The sequence below is a fragment of the Actinoplanes sp. M2I2 genome, from assembly GCF_023544445.1.
GTDB lineage: Bacteria > Actinomycetota > Actinomycetes > Mycobacteriales > Micromonosporaceae > Actinoplanes.
In genome coordinates, this window is record NZ_JALPVJ010000002.1 from 398,783 (window position 1) to 417,723 (window position 18,941).

At 73.1% G+C, this 18,941-nt stretch carries 13 protein-coding genes; 6 read left to right on the top strand and 7 right to left on the bottom strand.

Going from position 1 to position 18,941, the window contains the following annotated elements; all coding sequences use genetic code 11:
- Nucleotides 1-26: 26 nt before the first annotated feature.
- Nucleotides 27-980, bottom strand: coding sequence for an alpha/beta hydrolase (locus HJC40_RS05675; RefSeq protein ID WP_249998683.1), 954 nt, complete (start codon nt 978-980; stop codon nt 27-29).
- Between the two features lie 123 nt (nt 981-1,103).
- Complete coding sequence (locus HJC40_RS05680) at nt 1,104-2,096, bottom strand: LacI family DNA-binding transcriptional regulator (protein ID WP_249998686.1); 993 nt, start codon at nt 2,094-2,096, stop codon at nt 1,104-1,106.
- A 201-nt stretch (nt 2,097-2,297) separates the two neighbouring features.
- Here HJC40_RS05680 and HJC40_RS05685 point away from each other — a divergent pair, with 201 nt between their 5' ends.
- From HJC40_RS05685 to HJC40_RS05695, 3 genes are all read left to right on the top strand, one after another.
- Nucleotides 2,298-4,586 carry a bifunctional diguanylate cyclase/phosphodiesterase gene (locus tag HJC40_RS05685; protein ID WP_249998689.1) on the top strand — a complete coding sequence of 763 codons (2,289 nt, stop codon included), beginning with the start codon at nt 2,298-2,300 and terminating at the stop codon, nt 4,584-4,586.
- 100 nt (nt 4,587-4,686) lie between these two features.
- A complete protein-coding gene (locus HJC40_RS05690) occupies nt 4,687-5,367 on the top strand; it encodes a DUF4190 domain-containing protein (RefSeq protein ID WP_249998691.1) in 681 nt (226 codons plus the stop codon).
- A gap of 52 nt (nt 5,368-5,419) precedes the next feature.
- Nucleotides 5,420-5,815 carry a DUF2750 domain-containing protein gene (locus HJC40_RS05695; RefSeq protein WP_249998693.1) on the top strand — a complete coding sequence of 132 codons (396 nt, stop codon included), beginning with the start codon at nt 5,420-5,422 and terminating at the stop codon, nt 5,813-5,815.
- A gap of 9 nt (nt 5,816-5,824) precedes the next feature.
- Here the strand turns inward: HJC40_RS05695 and HJC40_RS05700 are convergent, their stop codons facing one another.
- Both HJC40_RS05700 and HJC40_RS05705 read right to left on the bottom strand, forming a co-directional pair.
- Nucleotides 5,825-6,265, bottom strand: a complete 441-nt coding sequence (locus tag HJC40_RS05700; protein ID WP_249998695.1) for a hypothetical protein — start codon at nt 6,263-6,265, stop codon at nt 5,825-5,827.
- Nucleotides 6,262-6,480, bottom strand: coding sequence for a hypothetical protein (locus HJC40_RS05705; RefSeq protein WP_249998697.1), 219 nt, complete (start codon nt 6,478-6,480; stop codon nt 6,262-6,264). The genes HJC40_RS05700 and HJC40_RS05705 overlap by 4 nt, the downstream gene beginning before the upstream one ends.
- Here HJC40_RS05705 and HJC40_RS05710 point away from each other — a divergent pair.
- From HJC40_RS05710 to HJC40_RS05720, 3 genes are all read left to right on the top strand, one after another.
- The gene (locus tag HJC40_RS05710) at nt 6,473-9,535 is read left to right on the top strand and encodes an ATP-binding protein (RefSeq protein ID WP_249998699.1); all 3,063 of its coding nucleotides are present in this window, start codon (nt 6,473-6,475) and stop codon (nt 9,533-9,535) included. The two genes, HJC40_RS05705 and HJC40_RS05710, sit on opposite strands and share 8 nt — an antisense overlap.
- A gap of 104 nt (nt 9,536-9,639) precedes the next feature.
- Complete coding sequence (locus HJC40_RS05715; protein ID WP_249998702.1) at nt 9,640-10,038, top strand: response regulator transcription factor; 399 nt, start codon at nt 9,640-9,642, stop codon at nt 10,036-10,038.
- Between the two features lie 80 nt (nt 10,039-10,118).
- Nucleotides 10,119-11,279, top strand: coding sequence for a cellulose-binding domain-containing protein (locus HJC40_RS05720; protein ID WP_249998704.1), 1,161 nt, complete (start codon nt 10,119-10,121; stop codon nt 11,277-11,279).
- A gap of 79 nt (nt 11,280-11,358) precedes the next feature.
- Here HJC40_RS05720 and HJC40_RS05725 read toward each other — a convergent pair whose 3' ends face one another.
- The 3 genes from HJC40_RS05725 to HJC40_RS05735 form a co-directional block, all read right to left on the bottom strand.
- The gene (locus HJC40_RS05725) at nt 11,359-12,783 is read right to left on the bottom strand and encodes a DHA2 family efflux MFS transporter permease subunit (RefSeq protein WP_249998706.1); all 1,425 of its coding nucleotides are present in this window, start codon (nt 12,781-12,783) and stop codon (nt 11,359-11,361) included.
- Between the two features lie 113 nt (nt 12,784-12,896).
- Nucleotides 12,897-13,568: a TetR/AcrR family transcriptional regulator gene (locus tag HJC40_RS05730; RefSeq protein ID WP_249998709.1), complete on the bottom strand. Its 672-nt coding sequence runs from the start codon at nt 13,566-13,568 to the stop codon at nt 12,897-12,899.
- A 52-nt stretch (nt 13,569-13,620) separates the two neighbouring features.
- Nucleotides 13,621-18,855: a diguanylate cyclase gene (locus tag HJC40_RS05735; RefSeq protein ID WP_249998711.1), complete on the bottom strand. Its 5,235-nt coding sequence runs from the start codon at nt 18,853-18,855 to the stop codon at nt 13,621-13,623.
- Between the last annotated feature and the right edge of the window lie 86 nt (nt 18,856-18,941).

Below are 18,941 nucleotides of genomic sequence, written 5' to 3' on the forward strand. Positions count from 1 at the left end.
CACCGTCGGCTGGGGGAGGGGCCTGTTCAGATGCGGGACGGGAAGTGCGCCTCGCGCAGGCGCCGCAGGAGGTCGTCCTGCCAGACGCGGGCGGTGGGCCAGGTGCCGGTGAGGGCCGGTGAGCCGTGGACGGCCCCGGCGTAGCAGTGGTACGAGACGGGTACGCCGGCTGCCCGGAGCCGGTCCGCGTACCGCTCGCCGTCGTGGCGCAGCGGGTCGAACTCCGCCGTCATGATGGCGGCGGCCGGCAGCCCGGCCAGGCTGTCCGCATGCAGCGGTGACACGAGCGGGTCGCGGGCGTCACCGGGCGCGGCGAGGTAGAGGTCGCGGCACAGCGCCATCTCGTCGATCGTGATGCCGAAGCCGTCGCCCACCCCGGAGGCTCGCATGCCGTCGAGGCTCAGGTCGAGCGGCGGCACCTCGAGCAGTTGGAGCCGGAGATCCGGCCCGCGGCGCTCCCGGGCCAGCAGTGCGACCGCCGCGGCCAGGGTCGCCCCCGCGGACACCCCGCCGATCGACACGTTGGCCGGATCACCACCGAGGTCGGCCGCATGGTCGACGGCCCACCGCAGCCCCGCGTAGCAGTCCTCGAGCGGGGCCGGGAAAGGATGTTCGGGGGCCAGCCGGTAGTCCACCGCGACGACCACGCACCCGGCGCCGGCGCAGCGGCTGCGACAGGTCGCCTGGTTGACCTCCTCGTCGACGGAGCCCAGCCAGAAGCCCCCGCCGTGCAGGAACACGTGGATCGGCCGGCCGGTCCCGTCGCCCGGGCGGTACACCCGCAGGCGGATCCGGCCGCCGCCGACCGGGATCCGGATGTCCTCTTCGCGGGGGGCCGCATCGACCCGCTGTCCGAACTTCGCGAACAGGGCGTCGACGCCGGCCTGGATGATCGCGCGCCGCTCGGCGATCGGCGCGTCCGGATCGCCGGAGTCCGGCTTGGTGGACAGGAACGTCCGCACCGCCTCGTCCAGCTCCATGGTCGCCTCCCGCTTCGCGTTACAAGCACGAAACCTCATCGCGATGAGCGTGTCAAGTGTTTCCATTAAAGCACTTTTATTGTGCGCCCCAGCAGCTCACACGCCTGATGACGGCGATCGGTGTCAGGTGGTGGAACGCTCGGCCAGCCGGACGTCGAGCACGGTCGTGGACCGCAGATCGGAGCCGTCGATATGGCCCAGAAGCACGCTGAGCGCGGCATTCCCGGACTCCTCGAAGGGCTGCCGTACGGTCGTCAGGTCGGCCGCCGTGGCTGCCTCGCCGTCGTCGAAGCCCATGACGGCCACGTCCTGCGGCACCCGCATCCCCCTGTCCCGGGCGGCCAGGAGCACGCCGACGGCCAGCGCGTCGTGGTGTGCCATCACGGCGCTGGGCCGGTCGTTCGCATCGAGCAGGGCCGCCGCCGCCCGCCGGGCCGCGGCGACCGAGTTGTCGCTGGTCGCCACGACGACCTCGCCTCCGGCGGCCACGATGACCTGCTCGAAGCCGGACAACCGCTTGATCGCCTGGGACTCGTAGTCGGAGACCTGACGCTCGAGCAGGTAACCCACGCGGCGATGACCGCGGTCGCGCAGGTGCTCGGCGGCCAGCCGGCCGCCGGCGTGGTCGTCGATCACGACCCGGCTGAACCGTGAGCTGTCGGCGTCGACCGCCACCGTGGGCAGGCTGCGCTCCTGGAGCCGCTCCGCGATCGCGTCCTCGATCGGCAGGCCCATCACGATCAGCCCGTCCAGGCGACCGTGGATCGGCATGCTGGCCAGCACCGGGGACGACGCCAGGGCGGCCGACTCGTGATCGAAGACGACGACGTCCAGCTCGAGCTCGGCCGCGGCGGTGAGCAGGCCGGACAGGCGGCGCAGATACGACCCGTACGACGTGAAGGGCGCCATCACCCCGATCCGGCCGGTGCCGCGCCGGGCCAGGCTGACCGCCTGCACCTTGGGAACGAAGCCGAGCTCGTCGGCGGCGGCCAGCACCCGTTTGCGGGTCGCGGCGCTGACCCGATCGGGTTTGTTCAGGACATTGGAGACCGTCGAGATGCTGACCCGGGCACGCTCGGCCACCTCGTAGATGGTGACCCGGTCGCCCCCCGCCACGTGCCCGCCTCGTTTCGCCCGGTCGTGAAGTGTTTCGCCAAAAGCACTCTACCGGCCGGTCACCGCGGCGACGCGGCTGATCGGATTGTCGCACTGCCCGGTCCGGCCTCCCCGTCCGCCGACCGGCCGAACGCGGCGTTTGCTCCCGGCTCGCAACCGGCAGCCGCGCAGTTCGGCCCGGCGGCAGCCGATCGGATGGCCATGGCACAACTGCGAGCGCGCCCCGCCCGGCTGCTGACGGCGAGCGTGTGGGGATCGGGCGCTCTGCTCGGGGTCATCCTGATCCAGTTCGTCACCGGCTGGGGCACCCAGCTCCAGGCCGGGATGATCAACGACCTGGCCTACCTCCCGGTCACCCTGCTGACCGCGGCGCTGGGTCTGCGGATGATCCTCAAGGACGGCCTGGACCGCCGGGAGCGCCGGGCCTGGATGCTGCTCGAGGTGTCGTTCGTCTGCCAGGTCGTGGCCCACGCGGTCGCCCTGACCCAGCACTTCCTGCCCGGTCTGCCGCCCTATCCGAGCGTCTCCGACTACCTGTACACGGCGGCGATCCCGTTCGTCTTCGCGGGCGTGCTGATGCTGCCGGTCGCCCGCCGCAGCGGCGTGGAGCACCTCAAGCTCCTGATCGACTCGCTGATCGTCGTGGCCGGCGCGTGCATGGCGCTGTGGTACCTGGAGATCGGCCCGCTCATGCAGACGCCGGGCGCCGACCCGATGCTCATCGTGTTCTCGACCGCGGTGCCGGTTCTGGACCTGCTGCTGGTCTTCGCGCTCATCACGCTTCTGCTCCAGCGCCCGCAGGCCGGCGCCGCGGTGGGCCTGCTGAGCGGCGCGGTGGCGCTCAAGGTGGTGGCCGACAGCACGTACACCATCGCGTACGTGCAGTTCGGGGTCGCCTTCCGGCCGGGCGACTGGCCCTTCGTGCTGTGGGCGGCGAGCGCCTTCCTCATGCTCCTGGCCGTCCATCGCCGGCTGCGCCAGGACAGCCTGACCCAGGGCGAGCGTCAGGGCCGCGGCCGGCTGGGCTGGCTGCCGTACGGGGCGGTCGTGCTCGCCTGCGGCCTGCTCGCCTTCGTCGCCCGCCAGCAGGCGGTGTACCCGCTGGGGGGCATGGTCTTCGGGGCGATCGTGCTCACCGCCCTGGTCATCGCCCGGCAGATGTTCGCCCAGCGCGAGAACCGCCGCCTGGCCGTCACCGACCCGCTCACCGGCCTGTCCAACCGGGCCCTCATCGGCGAGCGCCTGGCCGAGCTGACCCGGCAGCCGCTGCGCGACGACCGGCACGGCGCCGTCCTGCTGATCGACCTCGACCGCTTCAAGCCGATCAACGACGCGTACGGGCACGAGGCCGGGGACGCCGTGCTCAAGGCCGTGGCGACGGCGCTGCGGGCCGTCATCCGCTCCGGCGACACCGCGGGCCGGCTGGGCGGCGACGAGTTCGCCGTCGTGCTGCCGGCCCTGCCCAGCCGGGAGGCCGCCGAGAGCATCGCCCAGCGGCTGGTCGACGCGCTGCGTACCCCGGTGATCTTCGGCGATCTGGTGCTCGGGGTCGAGGCGAGCATCGGCGTCGCCTTCCGGGACGAGACCACCACCGACATCGAGCAGCTGATCGCCCACGCCGACGCGGCCATGTACGCGGTGAAGCGAACCGGCCGCGGCCGCTACCGCGTCTACACGCCCGAGCTGGACACCAACGCCCGCGACGCCGAACTGCGGCGCGCGGTGGAGAAGGACGAGCTGGTGGTGCACTTCCAGCCGGTCGTCGACCTGGCCGACGGCGGTCCGATGGCGGTCGAGGCCCTCGTACGCTGGAACCACCCGACCCGCGGCCTGCTGATGCCCGGCGCCTTCATCGATCTGGCCGAGGAGACCGGCGCGGTCATCCCGATCGGGGAGTGGGTGTTGCGCGACGCGTGCCGGCAGGCCGCCGGCTGGCGGGCCGGGAACCCCGGCGCCGAGGGCGTGCGGCTGAGCGTCAACCTCTCCCCGCGGCAGGTCATGCAGGCCGGGCTGGTCGACACGATCCGCGGCATCCTGGCCGAGACCGGGTTCCCGGCCGACCGCCTGGTGCTGGAGCTGACCGAGAGCGTGATCCTGCAGCCCGACGAGCAGACCGTGGCCCGCCTGACCGCGCTGCGCGAGATGGGCATCGGCATCTCGGTGGACGACTTCGGCACCGGCTACGCGGCGCTGAGCTACCTGCGCGCGCTGCCGGTGTCCGTTCTGAAGATCGACCGGTCGTTCGTCACCGGCATCGACACCGACCCGGACGCGTACGCCGTGGCCGAGGCCCTGGTGCGGCTGGCCCAGGCGTACCGGCTGCACGTGGTGGCCGAGGGCATCGAGAGCGCCGGGCAGGCGCGCTGCCTGATCGACATGGGCTGCGGCTTCGGCCAGGGCTACTACTTCGCCCGGCCGATGCCGGGCGCCGACCTGGCCGCGCTGCTGGCGTCCCGCCGGACCACCCGGACGGCGGTCACCGCCGCCTGACCGATCCCTCCTCGACCCTGGCCCGCACCGGCGGCCTGCTCGTCGAACAACCGGACGTCGCCGCGCTGCTGCTCTGAGCCGTGCCGGTAGGTTGCCGTCCGTGAATCACCAGCTTCCGGTCGCGCCGCCGCCGTTCCCCGTGCCACCACAGTCGGCTCGGCCGCCGTGGAACGGCAAGACCAACGGCTTCTCGATCGCGTCGCTGGCCCTGTCGCTGTTCGGCTGCGTCGGTCTGCTCAGCGTCGTGTTCGGCATCATCGGGTTGCGCCGGTCGATCCGCAACGGCGATCGGCGCGGCAAGGTCTACGCGATCGCCGGTCTGATCATCTCCGGTCTGGTCCTGACCGCGTTCGCCGCGTTCGTCACGGTGGCCGTGGTGCGCGAGGTCGCCGACGGCCCCGACCGGGACGCCGCCGGTGTGGTGCGGGGCGAGCGCTCCCTCCGGCTCGACGACCTGCGGGCCGGCGACTGCATCGCCGACGTGGACGAGCAGTCGGGTGCCCGGGTCGATGTGGTGCCGTGTTCCACCCCGCACGACACGGAGGTGTTCGCCGTCTACGACCTGCCCGGCGGTCCGTGGCCGGGCGCCGAGCCGATGCGGCAGAAGGCCGACGCCGGCTGTGAGAAGCGCTTCCCGGCCTACTCCGGCCGCCCGGCCGATCCCGCCCGGCAGGTGCTCTTCCCGGCCCCGCCGGACGAGTTCGACTGGCCGGACTCTCGCCGGGTGCTGTGCTTCGCCCACCACCGCGACGGGACCACCGCCACGTCGCTGCGCCGATGACCACCGGTAGCATCGCCGCGGAACGCAGACGATCGGATGAGTCGGAGGTCCCGTGGCACCGGATGACATCTCGCCCGCCCAGGCCGAGCGGCTTCGCGGGCTCGACGACGCGGCCCGGGCGGCCCGGACGTTCGAGATCCTGGCCGACCGGGGCGCTCTGTGGGTCTGGGGCGACGAGGACGAGACCCTGTTCACCGAGGACGCGGAGCGCCGGACCCTGTTGCCGATCTGGCCCCACGCGACCCCGGCCCGGCTCGAGAACGAGGGCGAGGTCGACGGGGAGCACGCCATCCGGGTCCCGGTGGACGAGTTCCTGAACGAGTGGCTGCCCCAGCTCGAGGAGGACGACGCCGACATCGCGATCTTCCCGGTCGAGGATCGCAGCGCCGCCGTCCTCACGCTCGCCGAGTTCCGTTCGAGGATGACGACGGCGCTGCGCCGGAACTGACGCGGCCGGTCAGCGCCGGCCCGCGGCCAGGGTGACGAGGAACTGGCCGCCGCCGGCGTCGACGCTCGCGGTCACCGGCAGCCCGGGCGCCAGCCGGGAGAACCGGTCGGTCAGCCAGTCGGCCGCCTCCTGGGCGTCGCGCCGGCTCGGGCACCGGGCGACCAGCTCGCGGCCACCCTTGCGGTCGAGACGCTCGGCCACGGTGATCAGCGGGGCCGGCTCGATGACGTGCAGACGGTCCGGCCAGGCGATGACGACCTTGACGGCGCCCTTGCGGGTGTTGCAGGCCCGGTGGGCCAGCCGCTCGGCGATCTTCGCCTTCCGGTCGGCGGTGCGACTGTCGACGCTGGGACCGCGCGGGTCGTTGACCGACATGCCGGCGTCGACCGGCTCGTCGCACACCCAGCACCGCCAGCCGTCCCGTTCGCCCACGTCCTCAAGAAGACTCATCCGAGCAACCTAGCGTCCCGGCCCTCCGCCACCGACAGCGCGGCCGTGCCGCTCAGCAGATCGCCGCCGTGGCCGAACAGGCTGGTGAGACCGCTGTGGTGTGCGCTTTCGGCGGCCCGTTGCAACCGGGCCCGGCGCGGCGACACCGCGGTCGCACTGCCGTGGTCGTCGCCGGACGGGGGACCGATGAGCCTGCGCTCGTCAGTGATGCGCACCCTGTGCTTCTCGGCCGTCTTTCTGGCCGCCACCTACGCCGGGCGGCTGACGGTGCTCGACGAGACCAACCTGAGCCTGGTCTGGCCCGCGGCCGGCGTGTCGGCGGTGTGGTTCCTGACCCAGTACCGCTCCCGGTGGCGGTCCCTCGACGCCGCCGCTCTGTCCCTGATCACGGTCTCGGTGAACACGGCCACCGGCGCGTCCCTCGTCCTGTCGCTGTGGTTCGTGCTGGCCAACCTGGTGCAGGCCGGGCTGTTCGCCTTTCTGGTGCGCCGGTGGCTGGCCAACCTGTGGGCTGCGACCGGTCAGGATCAGCTGACCCGCACGTACGAGATGTGGCGCCTGACGGCGGCTGCGGTGGTGGCCACCGGCGGCGGCGCGCTGCTCGGCCCCACCGGTGTCTGGGTGGTCAACGGCACGTACTCCTGGCCGGCCACGGCGGTCTGGATGACCCGCAACACCGTCAGCATCCTGCTGATCAGCTCGATCTGGCTGATCTGGGGCTACGCCTGGCAAACTGGTCCGGGCACCTGGCGGGATTCGGTCGTGACCCGCTGGGCGCGGACCCCGGTGCGGCGCAAGCTCGAGTACGCCACCGTCGTCGTGCTGTCCGCCGCGGCCTACTGCGCCGTCTTCGGCATCAACCACGGGCTTCCCCTGGCGTTCACCCTGATCGGCATGACGGTCTGGGCCGGTTCGCGCCTGCACACCGCCTTCGTGGTGGCCCACGACCTCGCGTTCGGCACGGTGGCGGTGTTGTTCACGCTGCACGGCACCGGCACGTTCGCCTTCATCGGCTCGTACACCGCCCGGGCGCTGGTGGCCCAGGCGTTCGTCGGCACGATCGCCGCGGTCGGCCTGGCCCTGGCCCTCGGCCGGGACGAACGTGCCGCCCTGGTCACGCAGCTGCGCACCGAACGTGCCGCCGCGGCCGACCAGGCCAACCTGACGACGGCCATCGTCAACTCGATGGCCGAGGGGCTCACGGTCGTCGACGAGCAGGGCCGGCTGCTGCTGCGCAATCCGGCCGTACGCGGGCTCCTCGGGGGTGTCGTCAGCGGTTCCGACCAGATCGGCAAGCCCGACTACTACGGGCTCCTCCACCCGGACGGAACGCCGATGGGGCCCGAGGAGATGCCGTACCGCCGGGCTCTCGCGGGCACGGAGGTGCGCGGCCTCGACATGCTGGTCCGCAATCCCGGGGTGCCCCAGGGCCGCCTGCTGAGCGCCAGTTCCGCTGTCCTGCCGGGCACGCTGAACGGGGCTCGCTGCGCCGTCACCGTGTTCCACGACGTCACGGCCGAACGCCGGCACCGCGACGAGCTGGCCGCCTTCGCCGGCGTCGTCGCCCATGACCTGCTCAACCCGCTGACCACGGTCGAGGGCTGGACCGCCTGGCTCACCGACGCGCTCGACGAGCCGGGCCCGCGGGACGACGCCGAGACGCGCGACGGGCTGATCAGGATCAGCCGGGCCGGCCGGCGCATGCGGGGCATGATCGACGACCTGCTGGCCTACACCACCGCCCGCGACGCCGCCCTCAGCCCGACCCTGGTCGACCTCAGCGAACTGGTCAACGACATCGCGATCGCGCGTATCGACCAGGCGCAGAGCGCGGGCACCCCGGTGCCCGCCTTCGACATCGGCGAGCTGCTCAGCGTCTACGCCGACCCGGTCCTCGTCCGGCAGCTGCTGGAGAACCTGATCAGCAATGCCATCAAGTACACCGGCGCGGGTGTCACCCCGCGGCTGCGCATCCGCACCGACCGCACCGATCACCAGGTCACCGTGACGATCGACGACAACGGCATCGGCATCCCCGACGGGCAGCAGAACAGCATCTTCGAGAGCTTCCACCGGGCCCACCGCTCGGCCGGTTACAGCGGCACCGGGCTGGGCCTGGGCATCTGCAAACGCATCGTCGAACGCCACGGTGGCAGCATCGGCGCCGCGGCCGGCCCCGACGGCCACGGCTCCCGGTTCAGTTTCACCCTGCCCGCCGACGCCGGCAGCGCCCCGCCGCCCGAGGAGGCTCCCGCCCCGAGCGCCCGGCCGGCCGGCCCGCCGGCCGTCGTCCACTCCGACCCGGACGACTTCGGCCTGTTCCCCGCGGCCGGCTTCGAGCACGCCGCCCATCTGGTGCTCGACTACCTGCACGAGCAGATGCCGCTGGCGTTCTGGGCCGTCACCCGGGTCCAGAACGGCCGGCAGACCTACCTCTACCTCGACTCCGACAACGGCTACGGCCTGCGCCGGGGCGAGAGCCACCCGTGGGAGGACAGCTTCTGCGTCCACATGGCCGCCGGGAACGCCCCCACCGTGGCGCTCGACGCTCAGGCGGTCCCCGCGTACGCGAAGGCCGGCGTCAACCAACTGATCGACATCGGGACGTACGCCGGCGCGGTCATCACCGAACCCGACGGCTCCCTGTTCGGCGCGATCTGCGGCCTCGACCCGCAGGTCCGTACCGGGGACTCGCGCCTGGCCCGGGCCGAACCTCTGCTGGCGCTGCTGGGCCGCCTGCTCACCGCCGCCCTGGCCACCGACCGGGTGCAGGATCTGGCCACCAACGCGCTGCTGCGCGAACATCTCGGCGCCGACCTGGACACCCTCACCGGCCTTCCGGACAGGCGGGCCTGGCGGCGCATTCTCGACCGTGCCCAGGCCCGGTTCGAACGACTCGCCGACCCCACCGTCGTGGCCGTCCTCGATCTGGACGGCCTGAAGGAGATCAACGAGACCCGGGGACGTGTGTCCGGTGACGCCCACATCATGGCCGCGGCCACCGCGGCCCGCCGCGCCATCCGCGACACCGACTTCATCGCCCGCATCGGCGGCGACGAGTTCGGCCTCGTCCTCACCCACTGCACCCGGCCCGACGCCGAGACCGTCGTGAACCGCATCAACGCCGAACTGGCCGCCGCCGAGGTCGCCGCCTCCCTCGGCTGGGCGGCGGCCGGCCCCGACGAGGGCGTTCCCGGTGCGCTGGACGCCGCCGACGCCGCCCTGTACGCCGAGAAACAACGGCGGGCCCGGCCGGCGCGCGTCTCGTAGCCCACCGGGCCGCACCGGGACCGCACCCGATCGGTCGTCGCGGAACCTCAACCGCCGGTGACCCCGTCCGATCCTGTGGGCAACCCTTCCTCCAGGAGCAACCCATGAGCGCAACCGTGCTGATCGCCGAGGACGACGACGACGTCCGCGACCTCGTAGCCCTCAGGCTCGCGGCGGCCGGCTACAAGACGGTCACCGTCACCAACGGAAACGCGGCGTTGACGGCGGCGAGTCTCGAACATCCCGACCTCATCGTGCTCGACATCGACATGCCGGGCCTCGACGGTCTGACGGTGTGCCAGCAGATCCGGAGCCTGGCCCGGACGTCCAGCCTTCCCGTGCTCATCCTGAGCGCACGATCGCGCGACCTGGACGAGAGTCACGGGCGGGCGATGGGTGCGAGCGACTACCTGGCCAAGCCGTTCGACGCGGCCGAGCTGGTCGAGCGGGTGGCGCGCCTGCTGAGCGACACCTACGAGGCGGCGCCGCTGTCGCGCTGGTAGCCGTCTCCCTTTCCACCGACGGCCCATCCAACTACAGTCATCGATATATGGGAGCGCTCCCAAGACTGGAGGTGGTTGTCGTGCGAGGTCGGCTCTTCGCTGTCATGGCGACGGCGGTGGTGGTGGCGGCGGGATCGGCGGTGGTGGGGGTGCCGGGCGCGTCGGCCGCGCCGGCCTGCACGGTCGGCTGGACCGCCAATCAATGGGCCACCGGGTTCACCGCCGACGTCCAGGTTACCAACGGCGGCGCGGCGGTCACGTCGTGGACGCTGTCCTGGACGTTCGCCGGCGACCAGCGGGTCACCAGCGGCTGGAACGCCGCCGTCACCCAGTCGGGGAGCGTCGTGACCGCCGCGAGCCTCGGCTGGAACGGCGCCCTGGCCAGTGGGGCGTCCACCCGCTTCGGCTTCCAGGGCACCTACTCCGGCACCAATGCGGCGCCCGCCGCCTTCACCTTCAACGGCGTCTCGTGCAGTGGCGACGCGCCCACCCCCACTCCCACCCCGTCCACGAGTCCTCCGACGCCCACGCCGACCCCCACCGACCCACCGCAGGGATGCGGGCCGGCCGCGCTCTGCGACGGCTTCGAGAATCAGTCGGGCAGCGCTCCGGCGGGCAACTGGGCCGTCACCTACCCCGACTGCTCCGGCGCCGGCACCGCCGCCATCGACCGCACGGTCGCCCACAGCGGCTCGGTGTCGCTCCGCATCAACGGCGCGGCCGGCTACTGCAACCACGTCTTCGTCCGCAACAGCCAGATTCTCGGCGCCACGAGTACGGCCTGGTACGTCCGCTTCTACGTCCGGCACACCACCGCCCTGGCCACCGCGCACGTCACCGCCGTGGCCATGCGCGACTCCGCCGACGGCCAACGTGACCTGCGCTTCGGCGGCCAGAACGGCGCCCTGCAGTTCAACCGCGCCTCCGACGACGCCACGCTGCCCGAACAGAGCCCGGCCGGGGTCGCCCTGTCCGCCCCGCTCCCGGTGAACACCTGGAACTGCGTCGAATACAAGGTCGACGGCCGGGACGGAACGATCGAGACCTGGCTGAACGGCGCCTCGGTGCCCGGTCTGCTCGAGGACGGCGTCCCCACCCACGACATCGACAGCCAGTGGCTCAACCGCGCCTGGCGCCCGGCCCTGACCGACCTGCGCCTGGGCTGGGAGAGCTACGGCGAAGGAGCCGACACCCTCTGGTACGACGACGTGGCCGTGAGCGCCACCCGCAACGGCTGCTGAGCCCGGCCACAGAGGCGGGGCCGTGTTCAGCGCGGCCCCGCCCATGTCTACCCGGCTGCGGCGGCAGTCGGCCGGGACGTCAGGCGGCGACCGCCGCTTCGGCCATCTGCTCACTGGTCGGGCGCAGCCGGGGCGCACCCAGCGCGGTCACGATGTTGGCCGCCGCGAAGACCGCCGCGATCAGCAGGCCGCGTTCGAATCCGCCCACCAGGGCTTCCTGCTGACCGGCGCCTCCGGCGAGAAGGCCCTCGACGTGGGTGGTCGCCAGCGTGGTGATCACGGCCAGGCCCAGCGCGCCGCCGACCTGATAGCCCGCGTTCACCACGCCCGACGCCGCGCCGGCCTGATCGTGCGAGACTTCCGCGACGGCGGCGATCGAGGCCGGGGTGCCGACCGCGATGATGCCCACCCCGAAGAGCACCAGGCCGGGCAGGATCGTCAAGGCGTACGAGCCCGTGGCGTCGGCCTGAGACAGCAGGAGCAGCCCGGCCACGCTGAGCACCGCACCGCCCACCTGGACCGGCTTGGTGCCGTATCGGGTGACCAGTTGCGAGGCCACCACCGCGCTGGCGATCGCCGCGATGCCCATCGGCAGGAACTGCAGGCCGGTCTCCAGCGCGGTCAGGCCGCGGACCTGCTGCAAGAAGATCGCGGTGAGGAAGAACATCGCCAGGAACGCGGCGCCGTTCAGGGCGAGCGCCAGGATCGAGGTGGACAGGCCGCGCGACCGGAACAGGCTGAGCGGCACCAGCGGCGCCGCCGACCGGGCCTCCACCCGGACGAACGCGGCCAGCAGCACCAGGCCGCCGATCAGCAGGGCCAGCACCTCCGGCGACGACCAGCCCAGCGGCTCGGCGCGGATGACCCCCAGCACGATGGCCAGCAGGCCGGCCGTGCTGAGCAGGGCGCCGGCGAGGTCGAAGGTACGCGGGCCGCTGATCGCCACCCGGGACTCGCGGACGAACAACGGGATCATCGCCGCCAGCGCCACCGCGATGGGCACGTTGACCAGGAACACCCATCGCCAGCTCAGCGAGTCGACGAGCAGGCCGCCGGCGATGACGCCCAGCGTGCCGCCCAGCCCGGCCAGGCCGCCCCAGACGCCCATCGCGATGTTGCGATCCCGGCCGTGGTACGTCACGGTGAGGATCGCGAAGGCAGCCGGCGACATCAGCGCTGCGCCGAGGCCCTGCAGCGCGCGCATCACGACGAGCTGCTCCGGGTTCTGCGCGAGCCCGGCGATCAGCGACGTGACGGCGAACAGGGCCAGGCCGGCGATGAACAGCCGGCGCCGCCCGAGCAGATCGGCGGCACGACCACCGAGCAGGAGGAAGCCGCCGAACAGCAGCGTGTACGCGCTGATCACCCACTGCAGGCCGGACGCGGAGAAGCTCAGATCGCCCTGGATGTCGGGGAGCGCGACGTTCACGATCGTCACGTCGAGCACCACCATGAACTGGGCGAACGCCAGCACTGCCAGCGTCGACCACGGGTTGCGTTGCACCGGTCCACCTCATCACCACGCTGCCCTGTGCGGCGTACATGTACACCGTATATGGAACGCCTGCCGGGGCGTCAAGCGAAGGGGTGATCAGGTGGTGTGACGAAGAACGCGCGTCAGCGACGCCGGACGCCGCGCACGCCTTCGACCAGCAGGTCGATGTTCAGGTCGAAATAGTCGTCCCCGTCGCGGCAGGCGACCAGGGCCGGACCGGCGGCGATGACCCGGGGGTAACGCTCGGGTGGCAAGGACGCCAGCCTCGCCAGCTTGTCGCGGCGCGCCTGATCCTCGTCGACCTCGGGACGCGGCGGCGCCGGCGACGGGTCGGCGGCCACGAGCGTGATGATCGAGCAGACCAGAAAGGTGCCGACCTCCGCCCCGCGGGCCGGCGTGAAACCGGCCCGCTGGAGCAGCTCCAGCACCCGTTCGGCGATCTCGAGGCCGGGCTCGGCGGCGAGAATGCGCCGCAACGTCAGGTTGGCCAGCGCGGGATGCGGCCGGACCGCCACCAGGAACGCGGCCAGCACTTCGCGCAGCTGGGCGTCCCAGGGCGCGTCGGTCGGCGCCGGCAGCTTCACCGCCTCGATCAGATGCTCGGCCAGACCGTCGAGCAGGCTGTCCTTGTCGCTGAAGTGCCAGTACATGGCCATCGGGGTGACGCCGTGCTCCTGCGCGAGGCGCCGGATCGTGACCGCGTCGAGCCCTTCCGCGTCGGCCAAGGCGACGGCGCCGGCGACGATCGCCTCACGGCTCAACCGGGGCCGGGTCACGTCGCTTTTTCTGGCCATCAACCCACTGTACGACGTACACGACCCGCGACCGGTTGCGGCGGCCCGCGCGCTAATCGGCGTACGCGACCACCCGGTCACGGCCGGTCTGCTTCGCCTCGTACAGGGCCCGGTCGGCGTGGGTGAGCAGCTGTCGCAGGTCCGGGTCGTCGCCGCCCGAGCCGGCCACGCCGACGCTGATGGTGACCGGCAGCGGGCCCGCGGCCGTCGGCACCGGTTCGCCGGACACGACCCGGTGCAGCCGGGCCGCCAGGCCGGTCGCGGTGGTCGCCGCCTGCGGGGTCAGGACGGCGAACTCCTCGCCACCGTAACGGCCGAGCAGGTCACCGTCGCGGACGGCGCCGCGCAGCCGGTCGGCGACCGCCCGGATCACCTCGTCGCCGACGGGATGCCCGTACGTGTCGTTGATGTTCTTGAAGTGGTCGATGTCGATCATGATGGCGGTCACCGGCTCGTGGCGCCGGCGGCTGACGAGCAGCTGGGCCTCCGCCTGGGCGAAGAAGTGGTTGCGGTTGGTCAGGCCGGTGAGCCCGTCCACCGTGGCCATCCGGCGCACCTGGCTGAACAACCGGGCGTTCTCGTACGCGGTCATGCCCTGGCCGGCGATGGCCGCGGCGACCTCCGCCTGCGCCTCGGTGATGCCGTCCTCGCGGCCGCAACCGACCAGCAGGACGCCGAACTGCTCGTCGTGCCGGCTGACCGGGATCGCCCACCAGCTCTGCGGCGCGCCGAGCAGGTCGTCGAAGGCGGGTGCGGCCGGTCCGGTGCGGGGGCCGGTCAGGTCGAGCAGCTCGGCGGGTACGGCCGGGACGCTGTGCCCGATCGGGGCGGCGGCGCCGTGGGCGGCCGAGACCAGCATCCGGCCGTCGGGCGACGCGGTCAGCAGCACGGCGGCGTCGGCCCGCAGGCTGCTCGTCAGGCTGCTCAGCAGGCGCCGCATGACCTCGTCGGGATCCAGCGTCGAGCTCTGGTCGGCCATCGCCGCGCGCAGGGTCTCGGCCACGTCGCGTTGCCGGCGGGCGGCCTGCACGGCGACCTCGAGCTGGGCCGCCCGGGCCGTCTCCAGCGACACCGCGATGTGGTTGGTGATGGCCTTGAGGATGGCGACGTCGTCGGCCGTGAACACGCCCTTGGCGACGCGGCTGTCCAGGTAGACGACGCCGCGCAGGTGACCGTCGAACTGCAGCGGGGCGATCAGGATGCTGCGCAGGCCGTGCGCCCGCATGCTGTGCGAGCCGAGCGCCGCGCCCTCCTCGCTGCCGGTGACCACGATCGGTTCGCCGGTGTGCCGTACCCGCTCGACCAGGGTGGCGCTGTAGCCGGTGAGCTCGCGGACGTCGTTGCCGTCGCCGTCCCGGCCGACCAGCGGCACGAGCAGGTCGTGGTTGAGCAGGAAGAGGAAGGCGCGTTCGGCGCCCAGGATCCGCAGCGTCTCGTCGAGGGCGACGCGGGCGAGCCGGCCCGGCTCGAGCACGGTCGCCGAGGCCAGGCTGACCTGCTGCAACGCTTCGAGGCGGCGGCGGAAGAGCGAGCTGGTGTCGGGGGCCACCGGGGTGGGGGCGACCGGGTCCGGCCGCTTGACGAGGAACTCGTCCTCGACCCAGCGCACCCGGTGGGGCCAGCGCTGGTCGGCCGCGATCGTGAGGGCGGTCGTCGCCTGCAACGCGGCCGAGGCGGGCTGGTCCAGCGCCGTGAGCGCCCGGGCCCGTACGCGGGCGGCCTCGTACGCGATGAGCGGCGCGTCCAGCGGCAGCAGCTCGACCTCGACGCCGGCCAGCAGGCGCACGGCCTCGAGCGGCCGGCCGTCGAGCAGTTCGAGCTCCGCGCGGGCCACCCGGTGGAATCCGCGCAGCGCCTTGTCGGTCGCCTTCTCACCCAGCCGGCCGACCGCCCCGCGCGCCGCCTCGCGAAGGGAAGCCGATGACGCCGGCGCTCCGGAGCGGCGCCACCGGGCGAGCCGGCCCAGCGCCTCGAAGACGTAGTAGACCCGCTGCTCGGGCACCATGGAGCCGGGCTTCATGCCGAGCGCGGCGAACTCGGCGGTGAGCTGGTCGAACGGCTCGCCGAGCTGGTCGGTCTCGTACAGGGCGACCATCCGGGCGCCGTACAGGTTGATCATTTGCAGCGGGTTGTCGGGGTAGTCGCGGACGAAGCGGCGCAGCACGTCGATGTGCCGGCTCGCCTCCCCGGGCCGGTCGCGCTGCGCGGCCAGGATCGCGGCCACCGCCCGGATCGCCGCGCCCTCGGCCTCGGCGCCCGGACCGAGCCGGGCGCTGCCCCGCCGCAGCCAGGCCTCGGCGTCGGCTGTGCGGCCCCGCTTGTAGAACTGCATGGAGACGCCGCCCACGCCGGTCAGGTAGTCGCCCAGCGCCAGCCACCGCTCGTGCTCGATCAGCGCCCGGCCCCAGATCTGCCCGTCCTCGTCGCGGCCGCCCAGATGGTTGCCGACCCCGCGCTTCCACCCGACGTAGCCGACCAGTTCCGGGTCACCCACGTCGGCCGCCACCGTGGCCGCCCGGTCGTAGAGCCGATCGGCGAACCGTGGCCGGCCGGCCACATCGGCGATCACCCCGAGACCGGCCATGTGCTGGGCGTACTCGCGTCCGGGGCCGAGCCGGTTGATCGGGTACAGCGCTCGCAGGCTCATCAACGCGCGCATGATCCGGCGCATCCGCATCGAGAGCGAGAAGGTGCCGATGTCGTAGAGGACCGCCTGCAGCCGGAACTGTTCCCGGCGCCGTCCGTCGGCCGTGCCGAACCCCAGCCGGGTGCTGCCGACGACGAGCCCCAGCAGCACCGAGCCGAGCGTGGTCAGGGCGAGCGCCAGCCGTCCGCGGGGCAGCGGCGAACCGAGCTCGGCCAGGCCGCGGCGGACCGCGTCGAACGCCCGGTCGGGGTTCCACGCGCTGTTGTGCACCAGGGCCACCTGGGCCCGGATCTCGGCCCGGCGCACCTTGTCGGGCTCGCCGCTCAGCGCCTGGTCGAGGTGGCGCAGGGCCTCGGCGAAACGCCCGGTGCGGGCGCAGCCCGCGCCCAGCGCGACGAAGAAGCCCGGCTGCGGGGTCAGGCCGGCGGCCTCGGCCGCCCGCGCGGCGACCTCGAGGAACTGGCGGGCCTCGGCCGGCGCGTGCTCGGCCAGCGCCAGCCGGCCGGCCGCGAAACTGCTGAGGTAGACCCGCTCGGGTTTGCGGCCGGGCTCGCCCCGCGCGTAGTGCCGGGCGGTGGCGTAGACGAAGCGGGGATCGTGCAGGGCCGCGCCGTCGAGCACCTCGGCCAGGCGCTGGTGCAGCCGGCGCCGGGTGGGCTCGTCGAGGCCGTCGAGCAGGGCCTCGCGGATGCGGTCGTGCAGGAAGCGGTAGCCGTCGGGCCCGGAGGCGGTCACCAGCCGCCGGGACTCGGCCTCGGCGAGCAGGCCGCGGGCCCGGCGCGGCTCGCTGCCGCAGACCGCCGCGACCAGGTCGGCCGGGAACCACCGCCCGGCCGCCGCCCCGGCGATCAGCAGGTGGCGGCTCTCCTCGCCGAGGCCGTCGATGCGCTGCAGCACCAGGTCGGCGGCGTCGCCGGTCACGTCGATGCGGTCGAGCCCGGCCTGGTCCAGGCGCCACTCGCCCCAGGACGGGGAGATCAGGCCGGCGTCGAGCACCGCCCGGACGTACTCGCCGATCGTGAACGGGTTGCCCCCGGCCCGGGCGGCCAGCTCCCGGACCTGCTCGGCGGGCAGCCGGACAGCGCCCAGGTGCTCGTCGACCAGGCGGGCCACCGCGCCCGGGTCGAGCGGCCCGAGCGGGACCCGGGTGTCGAGGGCGGTGTCGAGGTCGGCGCCGAACCGGTCGAGCGCGGGCGCGTCGCCGGCGTCGTCGCGGCCGGTCGCGATCACCAGCAGGGGAGTGGTGGTCAGCCGGCTCGTCAGCTGCTGCAGCACCCGCCGGGTCGGGCCGTCCAGCCACTGCACGTCGTCGATGTGCAGCACGGCGCCCTGGAACTCGTCGGCCAGCCCGATCAGGAAGGCGGCCACGGCGTGGACGAACTGCTCATGCCGGTTCTGCTCGTCGATCGCCGGCATCTGCACCAGGTCGGCCAACAGGGGGGACAGGGTGCGCAGCAGGGGGCCGCCACGCCCGGCGGCCCGGCGCAGCCGTTCCACGGCGTGCGCGCGCTCGGCCGCCGGCAGCCGCTCGACCGCGCGCAGATGCCGCTCCACGGCGGACCGCAGCGGCGCCAACGGCACCGGGTCGTCGGGCACGCACTTGCCGTACAGGACCAGGTCACCGTCGATCGCGACCGCGTTGGTCAGCTCGCGGACCAGGCGGGTCTTGCCCGCGCCGGCCGGCCCCTCCACGATGACCGCCCCGCCCGTCCCGGACCGGGCCCGCAGCCAGCGGTTGGCCAGGGTGATCACTTCCTCGTCGCGGCCGACGAGAAGGGCAGGGCCGGCCGGCCGGCTTCCGCGGTCGGCCGCCACCGGGAACGTCGCGGCCGGGTCGCCGGCCAGCCGGTGCAGATCGCTGAGCAGGCTGTCGCCGCTCTGATAGCGGTCGTCGGGGTCCTTGGCCATCAGCGTGGCGACGACCGCCGCCAGGGTGGGGGAGAGGCCGGGGCGATGGGCGCGGACGTCGGGGATGGGCGCGATGGCGTGCGACCGGATCAGCTCGCCGGCGTCACGCGCCTGGTACGGGAGCTCGCCGGTGAGGCTCTCGTACAGGAGCACACCGAGGGCGTACAGGTCGGAGCGGCCGTCGACCGGCCGCTTGAGCATGCCGGTCTGCTCCGGGGCGCTGTACGAGAGCGTTCCCACCACCCCGCCGTCGTGCGCCCCGCCCCGCGCGGCCATGCCGAAGTCGATCAGGCGGCCGGCGCCGGACGGTTCGATGATCACGTTGTCCGGCTTGATGTCGCGGTGCACCAGGCCCGCTCGGTGCGCGGCGGCGAGCGGCCCGAGGAGGTCGACGGCCAGCCGTACGGCGGTGCCCTCGTCCAGCGGCCCCCCGCGCAGCACCTGGGACAGCGGGACGCCTTCGACGTACTCGAGAACCAGGTAGGGCCCGGCCACCGACTCGCCGACCTCGAAGACACGCGGCAGCAGCGGGTGACCGACGCTGCCGAGCAGGGCGGCCTCGCGGCGTACCGCGGTCAGGGTGTCACGCTCCGATGAGGACAGCACCTTGAGCGTGTACTCGTCGCCGTGGCGACGGACACGGTAGACGACCGTCTCGGCGCCGCGGCCGAGCTGCGAGATCATCTCGAAGTCGGCGAGTGATCCCGGCGCCGTCCCAAAGATCGCGGTCAACGTGTCCTTCCCCTCGGCGAGCTATCCGGACGGTACGCCTCGGCCTGGGCGGACACCACTCCCGGCGGCGCGCCGATCGCCGGACC